The sequence below is a fragment of the Kineococcus sp. TRM81007 genome (assembly GCF_022669155.1).
In the GTDB taxonomy this organism is placed as follows: Bacteria; Actinomycetota; Actinomycetes; order Actinomycetales; family Kineococcaceae; genus Kineococcus.
Genome location: NZ_JALBVB010000053.1, coordinates 244,650 through 263,644, shown reverse-complemented (window position 1 = coordinate 263,644; position 18,995 = coordinate 244,650). Strand labels below are relative to the sequence as shown.

Sequence of the window (18,995 nt, the reverse complement as noted above, 5' to 3'; positions counted from 1 at the left end):
CTAGGACGGGCCCACCAGCAGCTGCGTGGCGGCGAGCTCCCGGTACAGCGGGGAGCGCTCCAGCAGCTGCGCGTGCGTGCCGGCGGCGGTGGTGCGCCCGTCCTCCAGGACGACGATCTGGTCGGAGTCGACGACGGTGGACAACCGGTGGGCGACGACGACGAGGGTGCGGCGGTCGGCGGCGGCGGCCAGCGCCTCGCGCAGCAGGGCCTCGTTGCGGGCGTCGAGGCTGGCGGTGGGCTCGTCCAGCAGCAGCAGCTCCCCCGGCCCCAGCAGGGCCCGGGCGATGGCCAGGCGCTGGCGCTGCCCGCCCGAGAGGAGCACGCCGCGCTCGCCGACCTCCGCGGCCAGCCCCGGGCCGCGCTCGGCGAGCTCGCGCAGGCCGACGGCGTCCAGGGCGGCGAGGACCTCCTCGTCGGTGGCGTCCGGTGCGGCGAGCACGAGGTTCTCGCGCAGGGTGCCGGCCAGGACGGGGGCGTCCTGCTCCACGTAGCCGAGGCGGGCGCGCAGCGCGGCGCGCGGCAGGTCGCGCACGTCCACCCCGTCCACGCGCACGCTGCCGGCACCGGCGTCGTGGAAGCGCTCGACGAGGGAGAGCAGCGTGGACTTGCCGGCCCCCGAGGGGCCCACGAGGGCGGTGCGGGTGCCGCGCGGCACGGCGAAGCTCGCCCCGCGCAGCGCGGGGGTGCCGTCGGGGTAGGCGAAGGCGACGTCGTCGAACTCCAGCAGGGGCACCTCCCCGGCCCGCTGCGCCGGCACGGCGGCGGCGGGACGGGGTTCGCGACGGGGCTCGTGACGGGGCTCGTCCTGCTCCACCGGCAGCGCCAGCACCTCCTGCACGCGGGTCAGGGCGGCCGCACCGGCCTGCACGACCGTCCAGGTCTGCACGAGCTGGCCCAGCGGGGCGACGAGGGTGAACAGCAGCAGCACGAACCCGACGAGCTCGGCGACGCTCGTGGCGCCCGAGGCCACGCGGGCCCCGCCCACGCCGAGGACGGCGACGAAGGCACCCTGCACGGACACCTGCATCGCCGGGCCCAGCAGCGCCCGCACGCGCGAGGCGCGCACGGCGGCGTCGCGGGCGCGGCGGGCGGCGGCGACCACGCCGTCCAGCTCGCGGTCGGTGGCACCGCTGGCGCGCAGGGTGCGCAGCGCCCCCAGGACCCGGCCGACGGCGGAGCTCATCGCGCCCACCTCGGTCTGGGTGGCGAGGGTGAGCCGGCCCAGCCGGCTGGAGGCGATCGCGATGGCGGTGCCGGCCACGGCGATCGCGACGAGCGTCACCGCCAGCAGCACCGGGTCCAGGACGGCCATGAGCACGACGGCGCCCAGGAACGTCAGGACGGTGGCGAGCAGGTCGAACAGCCCGGAGGTGACGACGGCGGCCAGGGCCGTGGTGTCGCCGGACACGCGCGAGAGCAGGTCCCCGGAGGCGCGCGCGTCGCGGGCGGCGACGGTCAGCCGGGCCAGCCGGGTGACCAGGGAGGTGCGCACGCCCAGCACGACGCCGGCGCCGGCGCGCTCCAGCAGGAACTGCCGGGCGCCGTCGGTCACCGCGCCGAGCAGCACCACGGCCACCAGCAGCGCGGCCACGGGGGCGAGGGGCGAGCCGTCCTGCACGACCCGCACGACGGCGGCCACGGCCAGCGGCTGGGCCAGCGCGGTGGCCGCACCCACCAGGGACAGCAGCACCGCGACGGCGATGGCGGTGCGGTGCGGGCGCAGGTGCGGCAGCAGCGACCGGCCGGCCTCGCGCAGCGGGAGGACCTCGGGGGTCTCGGGAACGCTCACGGGCGCAGTGTGGGCGGACCGGCCGGTGGTGCGCGTCCACCGCTCGTCGTCGCCCGCCTCCGGCGAACGGGTGCGTGTCCAGTTCGTGATCGGGGACACGCGCGCAGCACCGGCGCCCGTGGGTCATCATGGGCGCACGCCCGGTGCGGCGAGGAAGCTGCACCTGAGAGGAGAACACCGATGACCGTCCTCACCCGCGCTCGCCGCCTGGCGCTGCTGGCCGGTGGCCTCGGGCTGGCGCTCGCCGCGAGCGGCTGCGCCACCGCCGAGGAGGCCGGTGTCGACGAAGGCACCGGCGCCGGCACCGGCACCGACGTCACCGGGGCCGAGATCGACTGCTCGCAGTTCGACCAGTTCGGCGACAGCCTCGACGGGACCGAGGTGGAGGTCTACACCTCCATCGTCACCCCCGAGGACCAGCCGTTCAAGGACACGTTCGAGCCGTTCACCGAGTGCACCGGCATCACGGTGAACTACAACGGCACCAAGCAGTTCGAGGCTCAACTGCCCGTGCGCGTGCAGTCCGGCAACGCCCCGGACATCGCCTTCCTGCCGCAGCCGGGCCTGCTGGAGCAGATGGTCTCCACCGGCGAGGTCGCCGCCGCCCCGGAGGCGGTGGCGCAGAACGTCGAGGAGCACTTCAGCGAGGACTGGCGCGACTACGGCTCCGTCGACGGCACGCTGTACGCCGCCCCGCTGGGCGCGAACGTGAAGTCCTTCGTGTGGTACTCCCCCTCGGCGTTCGAGGAGGCCGGCTACGAGGTCCCGCAGACGTGGGACGAGCTCATCGCCCTGACCGACCAGATCGTCCAGGACAACCCCGACACCAAGCCGTGGTGCGCCGGCATCGGCTCCGGCGAGGCCACCGGCTGGCCGGCCACCGACTGGCTGGAGGACGTCGTCCTGCACGAGCTCGGCCCCGAGGTCTACGACCAGTGGATCGCGCACGAGATCCCGTTCAACGACCCGAGGATCGTCGCCGCGCTGGACCGCGTCGGCTCGATCCTGCGCAACCCCGACTACGTCAACGGCGGCTTCGGCGACGTGGCGTCCATCGCGACGACGACCTTCCAGGACGCCGGCATCCCCATCACCCAGGGGAACTGCTGGCTGCACCGGCAGGCGTCCTTCTACCAGGCCAACTGGCCCGAGGGCACCGAGGTCGCCGAGGACGGCGACGTCTTCGCCTTCCCGTTCCCGCAGATCGGCGAGTCGGCCGGCAAGACGGTCGTCGGCGGCGGTGAGTTCGTCGCCGCGTTCGCCGACCGGCCCGAGGTGCAGGCGCTGCAGTACTACCTGTCCACCCCGGAGTGGGCGAACCTCAAGGCGCAGGCCACCGGTCCCGGCTGGCTGAGCGCCAACACGGGCCTGGAGCTGGACAACCTCACCAGCCCGATCGACCAGCTCGCGGCCGAGCAGCTGCAGGACGAGTCGGTCACGTTCCGCTTCGACGCCTCCGACCTCATGCCCGCCGCCGTCGGCGCGGCGGCCGAGTGGCGCGAGCTGACCGCGTGGATCGCGGCCGGACAGGACACGCAGACGACCCTCGACAACATCGAGGCCGCCTGGCCCGCCAGCTGACGGGCACCCCGAGGGGCCGGGCACCGCACCTGGTGCCCGGCCCCTCTCCCGCCGTCCGCACACCTCCGTCCGCTCACCTCACCGAGGAGGTCCTCCGGTGGATTGGCTGCTCGACGCCGACAGCACCGCCCACAAGCTCGCCCTCATGGTCGTCGCCGTCCTCGCCTTCGTGGTGGTGATGGGCGTCATCCTGTTCGCCGTCGACAAGCCCAAGCGGGTCCCCACCTGGCTCGTCGTCGCCGGCTTCGTCGGCCCCGCCCTGCTGCTCGTGACGATCGGCCTGGTGTACCCGGCCCTGAACACGCTGTGGCTGTCGCTGAAGTCGCCCGACGGCAGCAGCTTCGTCGGCCTGGACAACTACCAGCAGGTCTTCACCAGCGACAACCTGCAGCTCGTGCTGCGCAACACGGTCCTCTGGGTGGTCCTGGTACCGCTCATCTCCACCGCGTTCGGCCTGATCTACGCGTACCTGGTGGACCGCACCCGCTTCGAGTCCCTGGCCAAGGCGCTCATCTTCCTGCCCATGGCCATCTCCGGCGTGGCCGCCGGCCTGATCTGGCGGTTCGTCTACGAGTACCGCCCCGACCAGCCGGGCATCGAGCAGATCGGCCTGCTCAACCAGCTCCTGGTCTGGCTGGGGCTGGAGCCCTACCAGTTCCTGCTGCACCAGCCGTGGAACACGTTCTTCCTCATCGTCGTGATGATCTGGATCAACGCGGGCTTCGCCATGACGGTGCTGTCGGCCTCGATCAAGGCGATCTCCGACGACATCGTCGAGGCCGCCAGGCTGGACGGCGCCAGCTCCTTCCAGATGTTCCGCTCGGTCACCGTGCCGAGCATCCGCCCGGCGCTGGTCGTGGTCCTCACGACCGTCGCCATCAGCACGCTGAAGGTCTTCGACATCGTGTACGTGATGACCGGCGGCCAGTTCGGCACGTCCGTGGTGGCCAGCGAGTTCTACTCGCAGTCCTTCCGGCAGTTCAACCAGGGCCTGGGCGCGGCGCTGGCCGTCCTGCTGTTCGTGCTGGTCATCCCGATCATCGTCTACAACGTCCGGCAGATGCGCCTGGCGGAGGAGGTCCGGTGAGCGGGCAGACCGACACCAGCAGGGTCGTCACGAACCCCACCGGGGAGATCGAGTCCCGGCCCCGCAAGCTCAGCCGGGCCGAGAAGCGGGCCATCGCGGCGAAGAACCGGCTCAGCTCCCCCGCGGCCTCCGTGATCGCCCTGCTCATCGCGGCGCTGTGGACGGTCCCCACGCTGGGTCTGCTCATCACCAGCTTCCGGGTGGAGAGCGACATCCAGACCGACGGGTGGTGGAACGCCTTCGCCCGCCCGCTGTTCACCGGGTACAACTACGTCTCGGCGCTCGAGACCGGCCTGGGCGACAACTTCGTCAACACCCTGGTCATCACGATCCCGGCCGTGGTCATCCCCATCACGCTGGCCCTGCTGGCGGCGTACGCGTTCGCGTGGATCCCCTTCCGGGGGCGCGAACTGCTCTTCGTCGCCGTCTTCGCGCTGCAGGTCGTGCCGCTGCAGGTCACGCTCATCCCGCTGCTGAGCCTGTACGTCGACCTCGGCATCGACGGCTCGTTCTGGACCGTGTGGCTCTCGCACACCATGTTCGGCCTGCCCCTGGCGATCTTCCTGCTGCACAACTTCATGAAGGACGTGCCCGCCTCGCTGGTGGAGGCGGCGCGCATGGACGGTGCCGGGCACGTGACCGTCTTCTTCAAGGTGCTGCTGCCGCTGCTGGTGCCGGCCATCGCGGCCTTCGGCGTCTTCCAGTTCCTGTGGGTGTGGAACGACCTGCTCATCGCCCTGACGTTCGCCGGGGGTGACGCGACACCGCTGACCTCGGCGATCGCCGACCTCGCAGGCACCCGGAACAACGCCTGGTACCTGCTGGCGCCGGGCGCGTTCCTGGCGATGGCGGTGCCGCTGGCGGTGTTCCTGGGCCTGCAGCGGTTCTTCGTCCGCGGCCTGCTGGCCGGGTCCGTCAAGGGCTGAGGCTCCTCAGGACCGCCCGGCGCCGTCCGGGCGCGGGCGGTCCTCGGGGTGGGCCCGCAGCGCCACGACGGCCACGTCGTCACCGGGCTCGGGCACGGCCCGCTCCAGCAGCGCGTCGACGAACTCCTCCAGCGGCAGGTGGGCCAGGTCGGCGACGGCCTCCAGCAGCCGGTCGAGCCCGGTGTCGAGGGACTCGTCGCGCCGCTCGACGAGGCCGTCGGTGTAGAGCAGGACGGTCGCGCCCGGCACCAGCGGCGCCTGGTGGTCACCACGGTCCAGCTCGGGCGCCAGACCCAGCAGCAGGTCGGCGGGGGCCTCCAGGAGGCGGGGTGCGCGTCCGGGCTCCACGAGCAGCGGCGGCGGGTGCCCGGCGTTGGACCAGCGCAGCGTGCGCGTCCCCGAGGCCCGCTGGGCCGGCGTCTGCTCCACGCGCGCCAGGACGGCCGTGGCCAGGGTGCTCACCCCCAGCCGGTGCAGCGCCCGGTCGAAGACCGCCATGATCTTCCCCGGCGGGTCGGTCACCGCCTGGGCGACGCCCCGCAGGACCCCGCGCAGCTGGCCCATCTCGGCGGCGGCCACCTTGTCGTGGCCGGTGACGTCGCCGATGACGATGGTGGTCGAGCCGTCCCGGGTGAGGAAGGCGTCGTACCAGTCACCGCCGATCTGCGCCTCCTGCGCCGCCGGCAGGTAGCGCACCGCGATCTGCAGGTGGTCGGGCTGCGGCGGCTCGGTCAGCAGCGAGCGCTGCAGCGCCTCGGCGAGCGTGCGGGTGGCGTGCGCCCGGCGGCGCTCGTCCTGCAGCCGCCGCACGCGCTCCAGGGCTTGCGCGCACTGGGCGGCGAACGCCTCCAGCAGCCGCACCTCGTCACCCTCCAGCGGCCGCGGCTCGGCCCAGCCCACCGCCACGGACCCCAGCGGCTCACCGCCACCGGTGGACAGCGGCATCGCCGCCCACGCGGGCAGCTCCCCGGCGCCGGGCAGCGGCACGCTCGTGGCCCAGCGGCAGCCCTCACCGGCCGCCACCGGCCGGCCGCGGGCGGCGAGGGCCACCGGTGCGTCGGAGGTGAGCGGGATCCGGGCGGTCGGTGCGGTCGCCGCAGGCCCCTCTCCGCCGAGGAACGTCAGCGCCAGCTCGGCCCCCTCGCGCAGCGCCACCACCACGGCCTCGGCACCGGTGGCGGCGCGCCCGTGCTGGGCGAGGTGCTCCAGCACCCCGGGCACGGTCTCCGCGGTCGCGAGCGCGGAGGCCGCGGCGGCCAGACCCGCCAGGCGGCGCGCGGTGCGCCGTTCGCGCTCCCCGGAGCGGCGCAGCTCGGCGTTGAGCTCCTCCAGCTCGCGGGTGCGCTCGAAGAGGTCCCCCTCGACCTGCTGCACGCGCTCGGACCACTGCTGCCCGTCGGCCACCGCACGGCGGGCGGCCTCGCGGTCGCGGACGTAGTCGGTGATGTCGTCCGAGCGGTGCAGCAGCAGGACCACGTCGCCGCGCTCGTCGAGGACCGGCACGTTGCGCGGGCTCCAGAACCGCTCCTCGAAGCCGCCACCGGGTACGGGGATGTCGTACTTCTGCAGCGCCATGGTCTGCGGGCACCGGGTGTCGCGGGCCAGCTCCAGGGAAGCGCGCAGGTTGCGCAGGCCGTCGGCGGACGGGTCGTCGGGGTTCGCGGGGAACACCTCGAAGAGGTGCCTGCCCACCTGCTGCTCCAGCGTGGTGGCCGTCGCCTCCAGCCGCGCCCGGTTGGCGTGGACGATGACGAGGTCGGGGGTGAGCAGCAGGAACGGTGCCGGCGCCTGGTCGAAGACCATCGCGAAGTCGGGCACGGGCGGGTGCACGGCCTCGCCCCGCTCCGCTGGACGGTCCCCGACGGCCACGCGTCCTCCTGCTCCTCACCGGTCCCCCCGCAGCTCCCAGCCGATCACCCCGGGCTCCACCGCGCCACCGCAGCGGCCCCGCGTGGCGGGCGGCGGAGGCGGCTCGTAGCGTCGGCGGCGTGACGACGACGTCTGCCACCGCCCCCACGGCGCGCACCGCCCACCCGCGGCGCTTCCTGATGTGCGCGCCGGAGCACTTCACGGTCTCGTACGAGATCAACCCGTGGATGGACGCCGCCGCGCCGGTCGACGCCGCGCGGGCGCTGGCGCAGTGGCACCTGCTGCGCACCACGTTCGAGCGGCTGGGCCACGAGGTCGAGGTGGTGCCCTCCGCGCCGGGCCTGCCGGACATGGTGTACGCCGCCAACGGCGCGCTGGTGACCCCGCAGGGCTCGGTGGGGGTGCGCTTCGCCCACCCCGAGCGCGCCGGCGAGGCGGAGGCCTACGCTCGCTGGTTGGAGGAGCACGGGCTGGGCCCGGTGCACCGCCCGGTGCACGTCAACGAGGGCGAGGGCGACCTGCTCGTGGTGGGTGAGCACCTGCTGGCCGGGCACGGCTTCCGCACCGACCTGGCCGCGCACCGGGAGGTCGAGGAGGTCCTGGGCCGGCCGGTGACGTCGCTGCGGCTGGTGGACCCGCGCTTCTACCACCTGGACACCGCCCTGACGGTGCTCGACGACGACCCGCGCCACCCGGACGTCGCCTACTTCCCCGGCGCGTTCGACGAGGCGTCGCAGCGCACGCTGCGGGAGCTGTTCCCGCACGCGCTGCGCACCGACGCCGCCACGGCCGAGGTGCTGGGCATGAACGCCGTCAGCGACGGGAAGCACGTGGTGCTCTCACCCCGGGCGCAGCGCTACGCCGAGCAGCTCACCGAGCGCGGGTACGTGCCCGTGCCCGTGGACCTGTCGGAGCTGCTGCGCGGCGGCGGCGGCGCGAAGTGCTGCACGCTCGTGCTGCGGGACTGAGCGCTACTCCCCCGCGCCGTCCCCGGGCTCCCCGGGCTCCCCGGCCCCCTCGGGTTCCTCGGGCTCGGCGACGGCCTCGGGCCCGCCGTCCAGCAGCGCGCGGAAGGCGTCCTCGTCGAGGATCCGCACGCCCAGCTGCTCGGCCTTGTCCGCCTTGGACCCGGGCGCGTCGCCGACGACGACGAAGCTCGTCCTCTTCGACACGCTCGCGGACGCCTTGCCGCCGCGGGCGAGGATCGCCTCCTTCGCCTCGTCGCGGGTGAAACCCGTGAGCGAGCCGGTGACCACGACCGTGAGGCCCTCCAGGGTGCGGGGCGTGGACTCGTCGCGCTCGTCCTCCGTGCGCACCCCGGCGCGGCGCCACTTGTCCACGACGGCGCGGTGCCAGTCGACCTCCAGCCACTCGCGCACGGCCTCGGCGATCGTGGGACCGACGCCCTCGGTGGCGGCGAGCTCCTCCAGCGAGGCGTCCTCGATCGCCTGGAGGGAACCGAACCGCCCCGCCAGCGCGCGCGCCGCGGTGGGCCCCACGTGCCGGATGGACAACCCCACGAGCACCCGCCACAGCGGCTGCGACTTCGCCGCCTCCAGGTTCGCCAGCAGCCGGCGGCCGTTCGCCGACAGGGTGCCGTTCTTGTTGGTGAACAGCGGGACGCGCAGCAGGTCGTCCTCGGTGAGGTCGAACAGGTCGCCCTCGTCGGTGACGACACCGGCCTGCGGCAGCGCGGTGGCCGCCTCGTACCCGAGGGCCTCGACGTCGAAGGAACCCCGGCCGGCGACGTGGAAGATGCGCTCGCGCACCTGCGCCGGGCAGCTGCGCGCGTTGGGGCAGCGGATGTCGACGTCGTCGGCGCGCATCCGGCGCAGCGGCGTGCCGCACTCGGGGCAGTCGGTGGGGAAGACGAACTCGCGCTCGTCGCCGGTGCGCAGGTCCACCACGGGGCCGACGACCTCGGGGATGACGTCGCCGGCCTTGCGCACCACGACGGTGTCGCCGATGAGGACGCCCTTGCGCTTCACCTCGTCGGAGTTGTGCAGCGTCGACAGCTGCACCGTGGACCCGGCGACCTTCACGGGCTCCAGGTGCGCGAAAGGGGTGACCCGGCCGGTGCGGCCCACGTTGACGCGGATGTCCAGCAGCTTCGTGGTCACCTCCTCGGGCGGGTACTTGTAGGCGATCGCCCAGCGGGGGGCGCGCGAGGTGGCGCCCAGCCGGCGCTGCAGCGGCACCTGGTCGACCTTGACGACGACCCCGTCGATCTCGTGCTCGACGTCGTGGCGGTGCTCGCCGTAGTACCGGACGTACTCGGCGACCTCGGGCAGGGTGTCGACGACCTTCGCGCGCGGGGAGGTCGGCAGACCCCAGGCGGCGAGCCTGGCGTACGCCTCGGACTGGGTGGCGTTCTCCATGCCGCGCCGGGCACCGATGCCGTGCACCAGCGCCCGCAGCGGCCGGGTGGCGGTGACGCGGGGGTCCTTCTGCCGCAGCGACCCGGCGGCGGCGTTGCGGGGGTTCGCGAACGGCGGCTTCCCGGCGTCCATGATGCGGGCGTTGAGCTCCTCGAAGGCCGCGACGTGGAAGAACACCTCCCCGCGCACCTCCAGGAACTCCGGCAGGTCCTCACCCGTGAGCTGCTGGGGGACGTCGGCGATGGTGCGCACGTTCAGGGTGACGTCCTCGCCGGTGCGGCCGTCGCCGCGGGTGACACCGCGCACGAGACGGCCGTCCTGGTAGACGAGGTCGATCGCCAGGCCGTCGATCTTCGGCTCGCACAGGTACCGCGCCCCCTCACCCACCTCCTTCTCCACGCGCGCCGCCCAGGCGGACAGCTCGTCGGTGGAGAAGGCGTTGTCCAGGCTGAGCATGCGCTCGGGGTGGTTCACGGCGGTGAACTCGGTGGAGAACGTGCCGCCCACCGTCTGCGTCGGGGAGTCCGGGGTGCGCAGCGCCGGGTGCTCCTCCTCCAGCGCCCGCAGCTCGCGCTCCAGGCCGTCGTACTCCGCGTCGCTCAGGAACGAGGCGTTGCGCACGTAGTAGGCGAACCGGGCGGCCTCGATCCGCTGGACCAGCTCCTCCCAGCGGTGCCGCGCCGCGGCGGGGACCTCCCCGTGCAGCGGGTCCGGGGCGGTGCTCTCGGCGCTCTGGCTCACGGTGGACATCCTGCCGCGCCGCTCCGACACGTGCCGGGCGAGGGCCCGGGCGAGGGCACCGAGCGAGCACCGAGCAGGCACCCAGCGTTCACCCGGGCGATGCCCGGCGTCCCTCCGGGGGTCCGGCGCGCTGCCCTAGCGTCCCCGCCCGTGACCCCCCGCCCGCGGCGCAGCGCCGCCCTCCCCCTCGTCCTGTCCGGCGCCGTGCTCGCCGGCACCCTCGCCGGGACCACGGCGGCCTCCGCGCGCGAGGACCGCTTCGACGCGGACTTCCCTGCCCAGTCCGCCCGCCTCGTGGGCCACCACGTCCTGCCCGCCGCCACCTTCGGCGAGCCCGTGCCGAGCGGCTCGGCGATCGAGGGCGCCAACGGCGTGGCCGTGCCGTTCGACGCCCAGCCCGTGCAGGGCTTCTCCGGCAACCTCGTCCAGCCCGACGGCAGCTGGCTGGTGCTGTCCGACAACGGCTACGGCGCCAAGGCCAACAGCGCGGACTTCCTGCTGGCCGTGCACCGCCTGCAGCCCGCTGAGGACGGCTCCGTCGAGCTCGTGCCCGGCGGGTTCACCCTCTCCGACCCGTACCGGCACGTGAGCTGGGAGCTGACCCGCGAGGACCGCCGCCTGACCGGCGCCGACTTCGACGTGGAGTCCTTCCGGCAGGCCCCCGACGGCACGTTCTGGTTCGGCGAGGAGTTCGGGCCGTACCTGCTGCACACCGACGCCGCCGGCCGGCTCGTCGAGGCCCCCGTGCCGCTGCCTGGTGTGAGCTCCCCCGACGACCCCGCCCTGGGCGACGCCGAGCCGAACCTCGGCGGCAGCAAGGGCTTCGAGGGCATGGCGATCTCCTCCGACGGGCGCTACCTGTTCCCGATGCTCGAGGGCCCGGTGGCCGGCGACGACCCGCAGGACCTGCGGGTGCTGCGCTACGACACGCAGCAGAACCGCTACCGCGGCGAGGAGTTCACGTACCGGCTGGAGTCGCCGAAGAACGCCATCGGCGACTTCACCCGCGTCGACGACCACCGCTTCCTGGTGCTGGAGCGCGACAACGGCCAGGGCGCCACCGCGGTGTTCAAGGCGGTGTTCCTCGTCGACACCAGCCGCACCGACGCGGCCGGGCACCCGCTGAAGACCCAGCTGGTGAACCTCATGGCCGTGCCGGACCCGGACGGCGTCGCGCCGCAGCTCAGCGCGGAGTCGGGCTACGTGACGTTCCCGTTCCAGACGATCGAGAGCGTCGACGTGGTGGACGAGCACACCATCGTCGTCGGCAACGACAACAACTTCCCGTTCTCCGCCGGCCGCACCGAGGGTGCACCGGACGACAACGAGTTCCTCACCATCGAGGTGCAGGCCGACCTCGGCTGAGGCCCCGCCTCAGGCTGCGCCGGGCGGTCCACCGGTCGCCCGGCGCAGCACCAGGAACTCCAGGTCGTCGCGCTTCGGCACCCCGAAGCGCTCGTCGCCGTACGGGAACGGCCGGCGGTGACCCGTGGCGGAGAAACCCCGCCGCTCGTACCAGGCGATGAGGTCGGCGCGCTGGGCGATGACCGTCATCTCCAGCGCCGCCGAACCCCAGCGCCGCACCGCCTCGGCGTCGGCGCGCGCCAGCAGCGAAGCGCCGATGCCGCCGCCCTGCAGCACCGGGCGCACCGCGAAGGTGCCGAAGTAGGCCGTCTCCCCCGTCCGGCGGAGCTCGCAGCACCCGAGCAGGCGCGCGCCGGCCGGCCCGCCCGCGGGGTGCTCGGCCAGCAGCAGGACCGCGTCGGGGTCCGCCACGATCGAGGCGATGCCCTCCTCGTCGGTGCGCCGGCCGTCGAGCAGGTCCGCCTCCGTGGTCCACCCCGCCCGGCTGGACGCACCGCGGTAGGCGGACTCCACCAGCGCCACCACCGCGGGCACGTCCGCGAGCGCCGCCTCGCGGAACACCGGCCCCGCCTCAGTCACCGGAGGCCTCCGCGAGCGCCGCACCCGCCTCGCGCAGCCGGCGCAGCACACCGCGCAGCGAGTCCGGCGGCAAGTCCTGCAGGCCCTCGGTGCCGGTGAGGACCACTTCGGCCAGACCGGCCGGGGCCAGCCCCACGCGTCGCCACGGCCCCTGGACCGCGTCGACGAGCGCTGCGACCGCCGGCGGAGGGGCCACGGCGGGCAGGGCCCCCGCCCACAGGCGCACGCCGCCCTCGACGGTCGCCGCCAGCGACTCCCACCCGTGCGCGCCCAGGCGCGTCACGTCGAGCGCGACACCGGCCGCGCCCGCCTCGCGCACCAGCGCCAGCGGCGGCTCGTCCGGGGCCAGGCGCACGACGGGCTCGCCGCCGGCGGCGCGCACCGCGTCGACCACGGCGCGCAGGCCGGTGCGCACCTCGGCGCGGTCCACGGCGCGCAGGCTGCCGTAGCCGGACCGCGTGGGCAGCCGCCCGGCGAGCACGGCGGGCAGCGAGGGTTCCTCCACCTGCACCACCGGCCGGGCCCCGGGCACCAGCCGCCGCAGGTCGGCGACGTGGGCGGCGATCCCCTCGGCGAGGGAGGCGACGACGTCGCGCCGGGCGCCGGGGTCGGAGGCGCTGCGCTCCCCGCGGGGCAGCTCGACGGCGGCGGCCAGCGACCAGGGGCCCAGCACCGCCAGCACCAGCGGCCCGCCCCAGCCGTCGGCGGCCTCGGCCAGCTCGTCCAGGTCGGCGCGCAGGTACGCGTGCGCGCGCTCCTGGTCGCGGCCGGGTGCGTCGGTGAACCGCCAGCCGGACGGCTGCAGGTCCACCGGCAGGTCCACCAGGAGCGCGGCGGCGCGCCCGACCGGGTCCGCGCCCGGGCCGCGGGCGGGCAGCTGGGGCAGGTGCGGGGCGTGCGGGGGCTCGCCGAGCTCGCCGAACACGGTGCGGGCGGCCTCGCGCGGGTCGGTGCCCGGCAGGGCGACCGGTGCGCTCACGGCACCGGGGGCGGTGGCGCGGGCGGCGGGCGGCGTGGCGTCGGGCACGTCCGCGCACGCTACCGGCGCGGCGGGTGCGACGAACGACGGACCCGATCCGAGCCGGTCGTCCCTGGACGGCGACCGCGCCGGTGCGGGTGGATGGCCCACAGCCGCCTCACGGACGGGGGCGGCCGTCCCGCCAGCCCCACCGGAGAGGCCGCCCATGCACCAGCAGCCGGCACCGCGCCGCACCGCACGCCCCACCCCGAACCCCCCTGCCCGGCGGTCGCCGACGCTGGCGGCGGTCGGCGCCGTCGCCCTCGGCGCCACCCTGCTCACCGGCGGCACCGCGGCGGCGGTGAGCGCGCCCACCACCACGGCCCCCACCGCGTCGCTGCCGGGCGACGCCCCGCTGTCGGCGCTGGCCACCGCGCGGCCGACGACCCTCGAGCAGGCGCAGCGGCAGTTCACCGAGCGCTACCCGGCCTTCTACCGCGACCAGGAGCCGGCGTGGGCGCCGTGCACCGCAGAGGCCGTGGACTCCGCGCAGCTGGCCCCCCTGCTGGAGTGCGCGGAGGTGCTCGTGCCGCGCGACCACCTCGACCCGGCCGCCGGTGAGCCGCTGCGCATCGCGATCAGCCGGCTGCCGCAGCAGGGCGAGCGCCCCGCCCGCACGGTGATCACCAACCCCGGCGGCCCCGGAGGGGCCGGCCTGTCCCTGGCCACGCTCGGGATGCAGCCCGCGCTGGCCGGCACCGAGGTGGTCGGGCTGGACGTGCGCGGCACGGGCGCCAGCTCGGTCCTGACGTGCGGCGCGGAGGCGAACGCGGCGATGCTCCAGGCGCCCGACCCGCGCGACCGCTCCCCCGAGGCGCTGGCGGCCACCGCCGAGGCGATGCGGGCCACCGCGGCCGCCTGCGAGGACGACCCGCTGGTCGACGTGGTGAACACCGAGCAGACCATCGCCGACATCGACCTGGTCCGGCACGCGCTGGACCGCGAGACGATCGACTGGGTGGGCTACTCCGGCGGCACCTGGCTGGGGGCGCAGTACGCCACGTACTTCCCCGCGCGCGTGGGCCGGTTCGTGCTGGACTCCAGCGTCGAGGCGACCGCCGCCTTCCAGGAGGTGTTCAGCGAGAACCAGCCGCCGGCGTTCCAGCGGCGCTTCGAGGCCGACTTCGCCACCTGGGCCGCGAGCTACGACTGGCTGTTCGGCCTGGGCCCGACCGCCGGCGCGGTCGAGGGCACCTACGAGCGGGTCCGCGCCGAGCTGGCCGCCCGCCCCCTGCAGCTGTCGGGCGTCACGCTGGTGGACGGCAGCGTGGTCGACGTCCTCGTCGCGCAGGCCATGTACTCCAAGACCCAGTTCGAGTCCCTGGCGTGGATCCTGCGGAGCCTGGACGTGGTGACGGGCCTGCGCGCCGCGGCGGGTGCGGACGCAGCGGCCGGGGCCGCCGCGGACGCGGCGGCCGGCGACCTGGCCCGGCGCGTGCAGGAGCTGCTGCCCGAGCGCCTGGCCGAGGAGCGACCCACCCACGCGGACTCGTTCGCCGCGACGTTCCTGGCCACCACGTGCAACGACACCGCGTGGTCGCGCGGGGAGGAGTTCTGGAACGACCTGGGGCAGATCCAGGGCTCGCAGTACCCGCTGCGCGGCTGGGCCGTGACCCAGCAGCCGTGCGGCTACTGGGACCGCGCCCCGCTGAGCCTGCCGCGCCCGGACGGTCGCGACCTGCCGCCGCTGCTGATCGTGCAGTCGCGCCACGACCCGGCGACCTCCTACGAGGGCGCGCTCGCCACGCACGAGGCGCTGGGCTCGTCGGTGCTGATCACCGTCGAGGACGAGGGCGACCACGCCCTGTACGCCTCCGCGGGCAACCCGTGCGTGGACGCGGTCGTCGACGAGTTCCTCACCACGGGCGTCGCCCCGGAGCAGGACGTGACCTGCGCCGGGACCGGCGTGCCCGCGCCGGGCTCGCAGCTGCTCAGCTCGGTGCAGCAGGCGGTGCGCTCCGCGGTCACCCCGTGAGCTGAGGGCGGGGCGGTCGTGGTGGCGGCGGGCGGCGGCGTGAGGACCGGCAGCGCGTGGGCCGGCCGTGCGTGGGCGAGGATGGCGCGGTGAGCAGCACCACGCACCCCGCGCCGCGCACCCCCGCCCCGCCCGCCGCCCCCGGTCTGCCCGGCGACGGCGAGGGGGACGCCGAGCGCCGCAGCGGGCTGCGGCGCATGCGGCTGGTCGCCACGAGCCTGCTGGTGGTGGCCGCGGTCGTGTACGCCGCCACGCTGGGCCGCGACGGGGCCTGGGGCTTCGTCAACGCCGGCGCGGAGGCCGCGATGGTCGGCGCGGTGGCGGACTGGTTCGCCGTCACCGCGCTGTTCCGGCACCCGCTGCGGCTGCCCATCCCGCACACGGCCCTCATCCCCCGGCGCAAGGAGGCCCTGGGCAAGAGCCTGGAGCAGTTCGTCGCCGAGAACTTCCTGGCCGAGGACGTCGTGCGCGACAAGGTCCAGCGCGCCGGGGTCCCCGCCCGGGTCGGCTCCTGGCTGCACGGGCGCGGCGGCGCCGCCCGGGTGGTCGACGAGGCCGCCACGGTGCTGACGGGCGCGCTGGGGATCCTGCGCGACGAGGAGGTCACCGGCGTCCTGGACCAGGTGGTGGTGCGCCGGCTGGCGGCCGAGCCGTGGAGCCCGGTGCTGGGCCGCCTGCTGGCCGAGGTGGTGCGCGACGGCACCCACCGCCCGGTGGTGGACCTCACCCTCGCGGAGGCGCAGCGCTGGCTGCGGGCCAACGAGCACACGGTGCGCCGCCTCGTGGAGGAGCGGGCGCCGCTGTGGGCACCGGACTGGCTCAACGAGCGCCTCGGCAAGCGGGTCCACACCGAGGCGCAGCGGTGGGTGGACGACGTCACCGCCGACCGCGAGCACCCGGGCCGCAAGGCCATCGACGACCTGCTGGCCCGCTACGCCGACGCCCTGCAGAACGACCCGGACACCCGGGCGAAGGCCGACGAGTTCCAGCGGCGGCTGCTGAGCTCCCCGGGTCTGGCCGACACCCTGGCCGGGTTGTGGACGAGCGTGCGCGGCTACCTCAACGACGCCCTGGCCGACCCGTCCTCCTCGCTGCGCACCCGCAGCGAGGAGGCGCTGGTGGACCTGGGCCACCGCCTGGTGGACGACGCCGCGTTCGCCGCGCGCGTGGAGCGCCACCTCACCGATGCCGCCGGGCACGTGGTGCGCCGCTTCGCCCCGGAGCTGGCGACGGTCATCTCCGACACCGTGGCGCGCTGGGACGGCGACGACGCCGCGAACCGCATCGAGCTGTTCGTCGGGCGCGACCTGCAGTTCATCCGGATCAACGGCACGGTCGTGGGTGCGCTGGTGGGCCTGCTCATCCACGCGGTGACGGTGCTGGTGAGCTGACCGGGCGCACGGCCGCACCACCCAGGACGGGCGGCGGCGTGGGGTCCTCGCGCCGCGGACGGACGGGGCCGAGGACCCTGTCGGCGTAGGCGGCGGCGGGCAGCGGCCGGGAGAACAGGTACCCCTGGCCCTGCTGCACGCCGAGCTCGACCAGCCGGGCGCGCTGCTCCGGGGTCTCGATCCCCTCGGCCAGCACCCGCAGACCGAGCGCGCCCGCCATGGCCAGCACCCCGGCGACGAGCTGCCCGTCCCCCTCGACGACCCCCACCACCACGGAGCGGTCCACCTTGATCACCTGCACCGGGAAGCGGCGCAGGTAGTCCAGGGCGGTGTACCCGGTGCCGTAGTCGTCCAGGTGGACCTCGACGCCGGCGGCGTGCAGGCGGGTGAGCGTGCGGGCTGCGGGGCTGTCCAGGGGCAGCTGCTCGTGCTCGGTGATCTCCAGGTGCAGCAGGTGCGCCGGCACGTCGGCGGCGGCCAGCAGGGTCAGGACGCGGCCGGCCAGGTCCGGGTCGTCGAGGCTGGTGCGGGTCAGGTTCACGGCCACCGGCAGGGCGCGCCGGCCCTGGTCGCGCCAGCGGGCCAGCTGCTGCACCACCCCCTCCAGCACGGCGGTGTCCAGCTGGGCGTCCAGGTCGTTGCTGCGGACCAGCGCGAGGAAGTCGGCGGGGGCCAGCAGGCCGTGCTCCGGGTGGAACCAGCGCACCAGCGCCTCGGCGCCGGTGGCCCGGCCCGAGGCCAGGTCGACGAGGGGCTGGTAGTGCACCTCCAGGTGCCCGACCCCCGCAGCGCGCCCGGACAGCAGCCGGCGCAGCTGGCCGCTGAGCGTGTAGCGCCGGGCGACCTCCTCGCGCATGGCGGGGTGGTACGACACGGCCCTGGAGCCGCCGCCGGACTTCGCGGCGTACATCGCCACGTCGGCGCGGGTGATCAGCTCGGCCAGCGGCACCGGCCCGGAGGTCTCCTCGTGGGCGATGCCGACGCTGGCCCCGGTCCGCAACCGCAGGTCCTCGACCGGGACGGGAGCCGCGAGCGCGCGCAGGAGGTGGTCGGCGACGGCGGCGGCGCACGCGGTGGGGACCAGCACGGTGAACTCGTCACCGCCCAGGCGCGCGACGGCGCCGGCGGCGCCGGCGACCTCGCGGGTGGCCGCCACCAGCCGGTCGCGCACCTGCAGCAGCAGGGCGTCGCCCACGTCGTGGCCGTGCGTGTCGTTGACCTGCTTGAAGTCGTCGAGGTCCAGGAGCAGCAGGCTGCGGCCGCCGGCCGGGGCTCGCTCGCCGTGGGCCCGGGCCAGCCCGCGCCGGTTGGCCAGGTCGGTGAGGGGGTCGTGCTCGGCCAGGTGCTCGCTGGCGCGCAGGGCCGCCCGGGCGCGCAGCAGGCACAGCGCGGCGACGATCGCCCCGGTCACCGGGATCGTCCAGTCCGGCAGGCCCGGGGCGCCGCGGGTCCGCGCCACCCACCACAGCGCGGCCGGCACCGCCACCAGCGGCAGCAGCCCCAGCAGGGCCGCCGAGGGGGAGCGCCGGCGGGTGAAGGTGCGCGCCTCGAACGCCGACGTCATCGTCGGGTGCACGGCGGCGAGCCCGAACAGCCCCAGGGACAGCACCCCCAGGCTCTGCAGCGGTTCATCGGGCAGCGCCAGGCGGTGCCCGTGCAGCGCGCACGAGAGGTCGTAGGCGATGGTGAGCGCGGCGGCCACCAGCAGCAGCCAGGAGCTGACCGGCAGGGCGCGCCGCGAGGCGGTGAAGCGCAGCAGCACCGCCAGGACGGCGACGTCGACGGTGGCCACCACGACACCGGAGACGTCACCGCGCCCGTTCAGCAGCGCGGCCAGCACCTGGGCGCCGGCCAGGGCGAGGACCGCGACGGTGACGAGCAGGTCGAGGCGGCCGCCCGGGGAGGGTTCGCGGTCACCGGCCCGGCGGCGCGCCACGTGCACCACGATCCCGGCCGCGACGGCCTGGCCCGCCGAGACGGTGGCGTTCGCCGCGGCGGTGGCGTGCCCGTGGACCTGCACGAGCAGGGCCCCGCTCCCCCACAGCGCGAGCATCACCGCCACCAGCCACCACGCGGCCCCGCGCGGGCGGTGCAGCACCGCGCCCGCCACGACCAGCAGCACCGAGCCGGCCGAGGTCGCCACCACGGCCGCGGGGCGCCACCCCGGCACGACGAGCACGGCGCCGGCGGCGAGGAGGACGCCGGCGAGCAGCGACCACGTCAGGCGGGCGCTGCGGGCGGCGCGGTGCGAGGTCACGTCCCCCCCTCGGCCGCCGCGGGGGCGGGCTTGACCC

The 18,995-nt window shown here is 75.3% G+C and carries 13 protein-coding genes; 7 read left to right on the top strand and 6 right to left on the bottom strand.

Features of this window, described 5'->3' with window-relative positions; all coding sequences use genetic code 11:
• Window positions 1-1,791 (bottom strand): ABC transporter ATP-binding protein, encoded by a 1,791-nt coding sequence (locus MN205_RS12720; protein ID WP_242127808.1) that lies wholly within the window; start codon window positions 1,789-1,791, stop codon window positions 1-3.
• Between the two features lie 180 nt (window positions 1,792-1,971).
• Here MN205_RS12720 and MN205_RS12715 point away from each other — a divergent pair, with 180 nt between their 5' ends.
• From MN205_RS12715 to MN205_RS12705, 3 genes are all read left to right on the top strand, one after another.
• Window positions 1,972-3,372 carry an ABC transporter substrate-binding protein gene (locus MN205_RS12715; protein ID WP_242127806.1) on the top strand — a complete coding sequence of 467 codons (1,401 nt, stop codon included), beginning with the start codon at window positions 1,972-1,974 and terminating at the stop codon, window positions 3,370-3,372.
• A gap of 97 nt (window positions 3,373-3,469) precedes the next feature.
• Window positions 3,470-4,459 carry a carbohydrate ABC transporter permease gene (locus MN205_RS12710; RefSeq protein WP_242127804.1) on the top strand — a complete coding sequence of 330 codons (990 nt, stop codon included), beginning with the start codon at window positions 3,470-3,472 and terminating at the stop codon, window positions 4,457-4,459.
• Complete coding sequence (locus MN205_RS12705; protein WP_242127789.1) at window positions 4,456-5,385, top strand: carbohydrate ABC transporter permease; 930 nt, start codon at window positions 4,456-4,458, stop codon at window positions 5,383-5,385. Before MN205_RS12710 ends, MN205_RS12705 begins: the two co-directional genes overlap by 4 nt.
• A gap of 6 nt (window positions 5,386-5,391) precedes the next feature.
• On the opposite strand, the gene MN205_RS12700 is transcribed toward MN205_RS12705, so the two are convergent.
• Window positions 5,392-7,254, bottom strand: a complete 1,863-nt coding sequence (locus MN205_RS12700; protein ID WP_242127787.1) for a SpoIIE family protein phosphatase — start codon at window positions 7,252-7,254, stop codon at window positions 5,392-5,394.
• A 119-nt stretch (window positions 7,255-7,373) separates the two neighbouring features.
• Between MN205_RS12700 and ddaH the strand changes: the two genes are divergently transcribed.
• Complete coding sequence (gene ddaH / locus MN205_RS12695; RefSeq protein ID WP_242127784.1) at window positions 7,374-8,222, top strand: dimethylargininase; 849 nt, start codon at window positions 7,374-7,376, stop codon at window positions 8,220-8,222.
• Window positions 8,223-8,225: 3 nt separating this feature from the next.
• Here ddaH and ligA read toward each other — a convergent pair whose 3' ends face one another.
• On the bottom strand, window positions 8,226-10,382 hold the full coding sequence (gene ligA / locus MN205_RS12690) for an NAD-dependent DNA ligase LigA (RefSeq protein WP_374115924.1): 2,157 nt from the start codon (window positions 10,380-10,382) through the stop codon (window positions 8,226-8,228).
• 141 nt (window positions 10,383-10,523) lie between these two features.
• Between ligA and MN205_RS12685 the strand changes: the two genes are divergently transcribed.
• Window positions 10,524-11,738: an esterase-like activity of phytase family protein gene (locus tag MN205_RS12685; RefSeq protein WP_242127780.1), complete on the top strand. Its 1,215-nt coding sequence runs from the start codon at window positions 10,524-10,526 to the stop codon at window positions 11,736-11,738.
• 9 nt (window positions 11,739-11,747) lie between these two features.
• Here MN205_RS12685 and MN205_RS12680 read toward each other — a convergent pair whose 3' ends face one another.
• Together MN205_RS12680 and MN205_RS12675 are read right to left on the bottom strand one after the other, a co-directional pair.
• Window positions 11,748-12,317, bottom strand: a complete 570-nt coding sequence (locus MN205_RS12680; protein ID WP_242127778.1) for a GNAT family N-acetyltransferase — start codon at window positions 12,315-12,317, stop codon at window positions 11,748-11,750.
• Window positions 12,310-13,344 carry a hypothetical protein gene (locus tag MN205_RS12675; RefSeq protein WP_242127776.1) on the bottom strand — a complete coding sequence of 345 codons (1,035 nt, stop codon included), beginning with the start codon at window positions 13,342-13,344 and terminating at the stop codon, window positions 12,310-12,312. The genes MN205_RS12680 and MN205_RS12675 overlap by 8 nt, the downstream gene beginning before the upstream one ends.
• A 157-nt stretch (window positions 13,345-13,501) precedes the next feature.
• Here MN205_RS12675 and MN205_RS12670 point away from each other — a divergent pair, with 157 nt between their 5' ends.
• Together MN205_RS12670 and MN205_RS12665 are read left to right on the top strand one after the other, a co-directional pair.
• Window positions 13,502-15,310 (top strand): alpha/beta hydrolase, encoded by a 1,809-nt coding sequence (locus MN205_RS12670; protein ID WP_242127775.1) that lies wholly within the window; start codon window positions 13,502-13,504, stop codon window positions 15,308-15,310.
• Window positions 15,311-15,399: 89 nt separating this feature from the next.
• Complete coding sequence (locus MN205_RS12665) at window positions 15,400-16,701, top strand: DUF445 domain-containing protein (RefSeq protein ID WP_242127773.1); 1,302 nt, start codon at window positions 15,400-15,402, stop codon at window positions 16,699-16,701.
• On the opposite strand, the gene MN205_RS12660 is transcribed toward MN205_RS12665, so the two are convergent.
• Window positions 16,670-18,958 (bottom strand): bifunctional diguanylate cyclase/phosphodiesterase, encoded by a 2,289-nt coding sequence (locus MN205_RS12660; RefSeq protein WP_242127772.1) that lies wholly within the window; start codon window positions 18,956-18,958, stop codon window positions 16,670-16,672. The genes MN205_RS12665 and MN205_RS12660 overlap by 32 nt on opposite strands.
• Between the last annotated feature and the right edge of the window lie 37 nt (window positions 18,959-18,995).

Bases quoted from the DNA above. Each gene is read 5' to 3' on its own strand.
- ligA (WP_374115924.1), bottom strand. From the start codon at position 10,382: ATGTCCACCGTGAGCCAGAGCGCCGAGAGCACCGCCCCGGACCCGCTG.
- MN205_RS12715 (WP_242127806.1), top strand. From the start codon at position 1,972: ATGACCGTCCTCACCCGCGCTCGCCGCCTGGCGCTGCTGGCCGGTGGC.
- MN205_RS12670 (WP_242127775.1), top strand. From the start codon at position 13,502: ATGCACCAGCAGCCGGCACCGCGCCGCACCGCACGCCCCACCCCGAAC.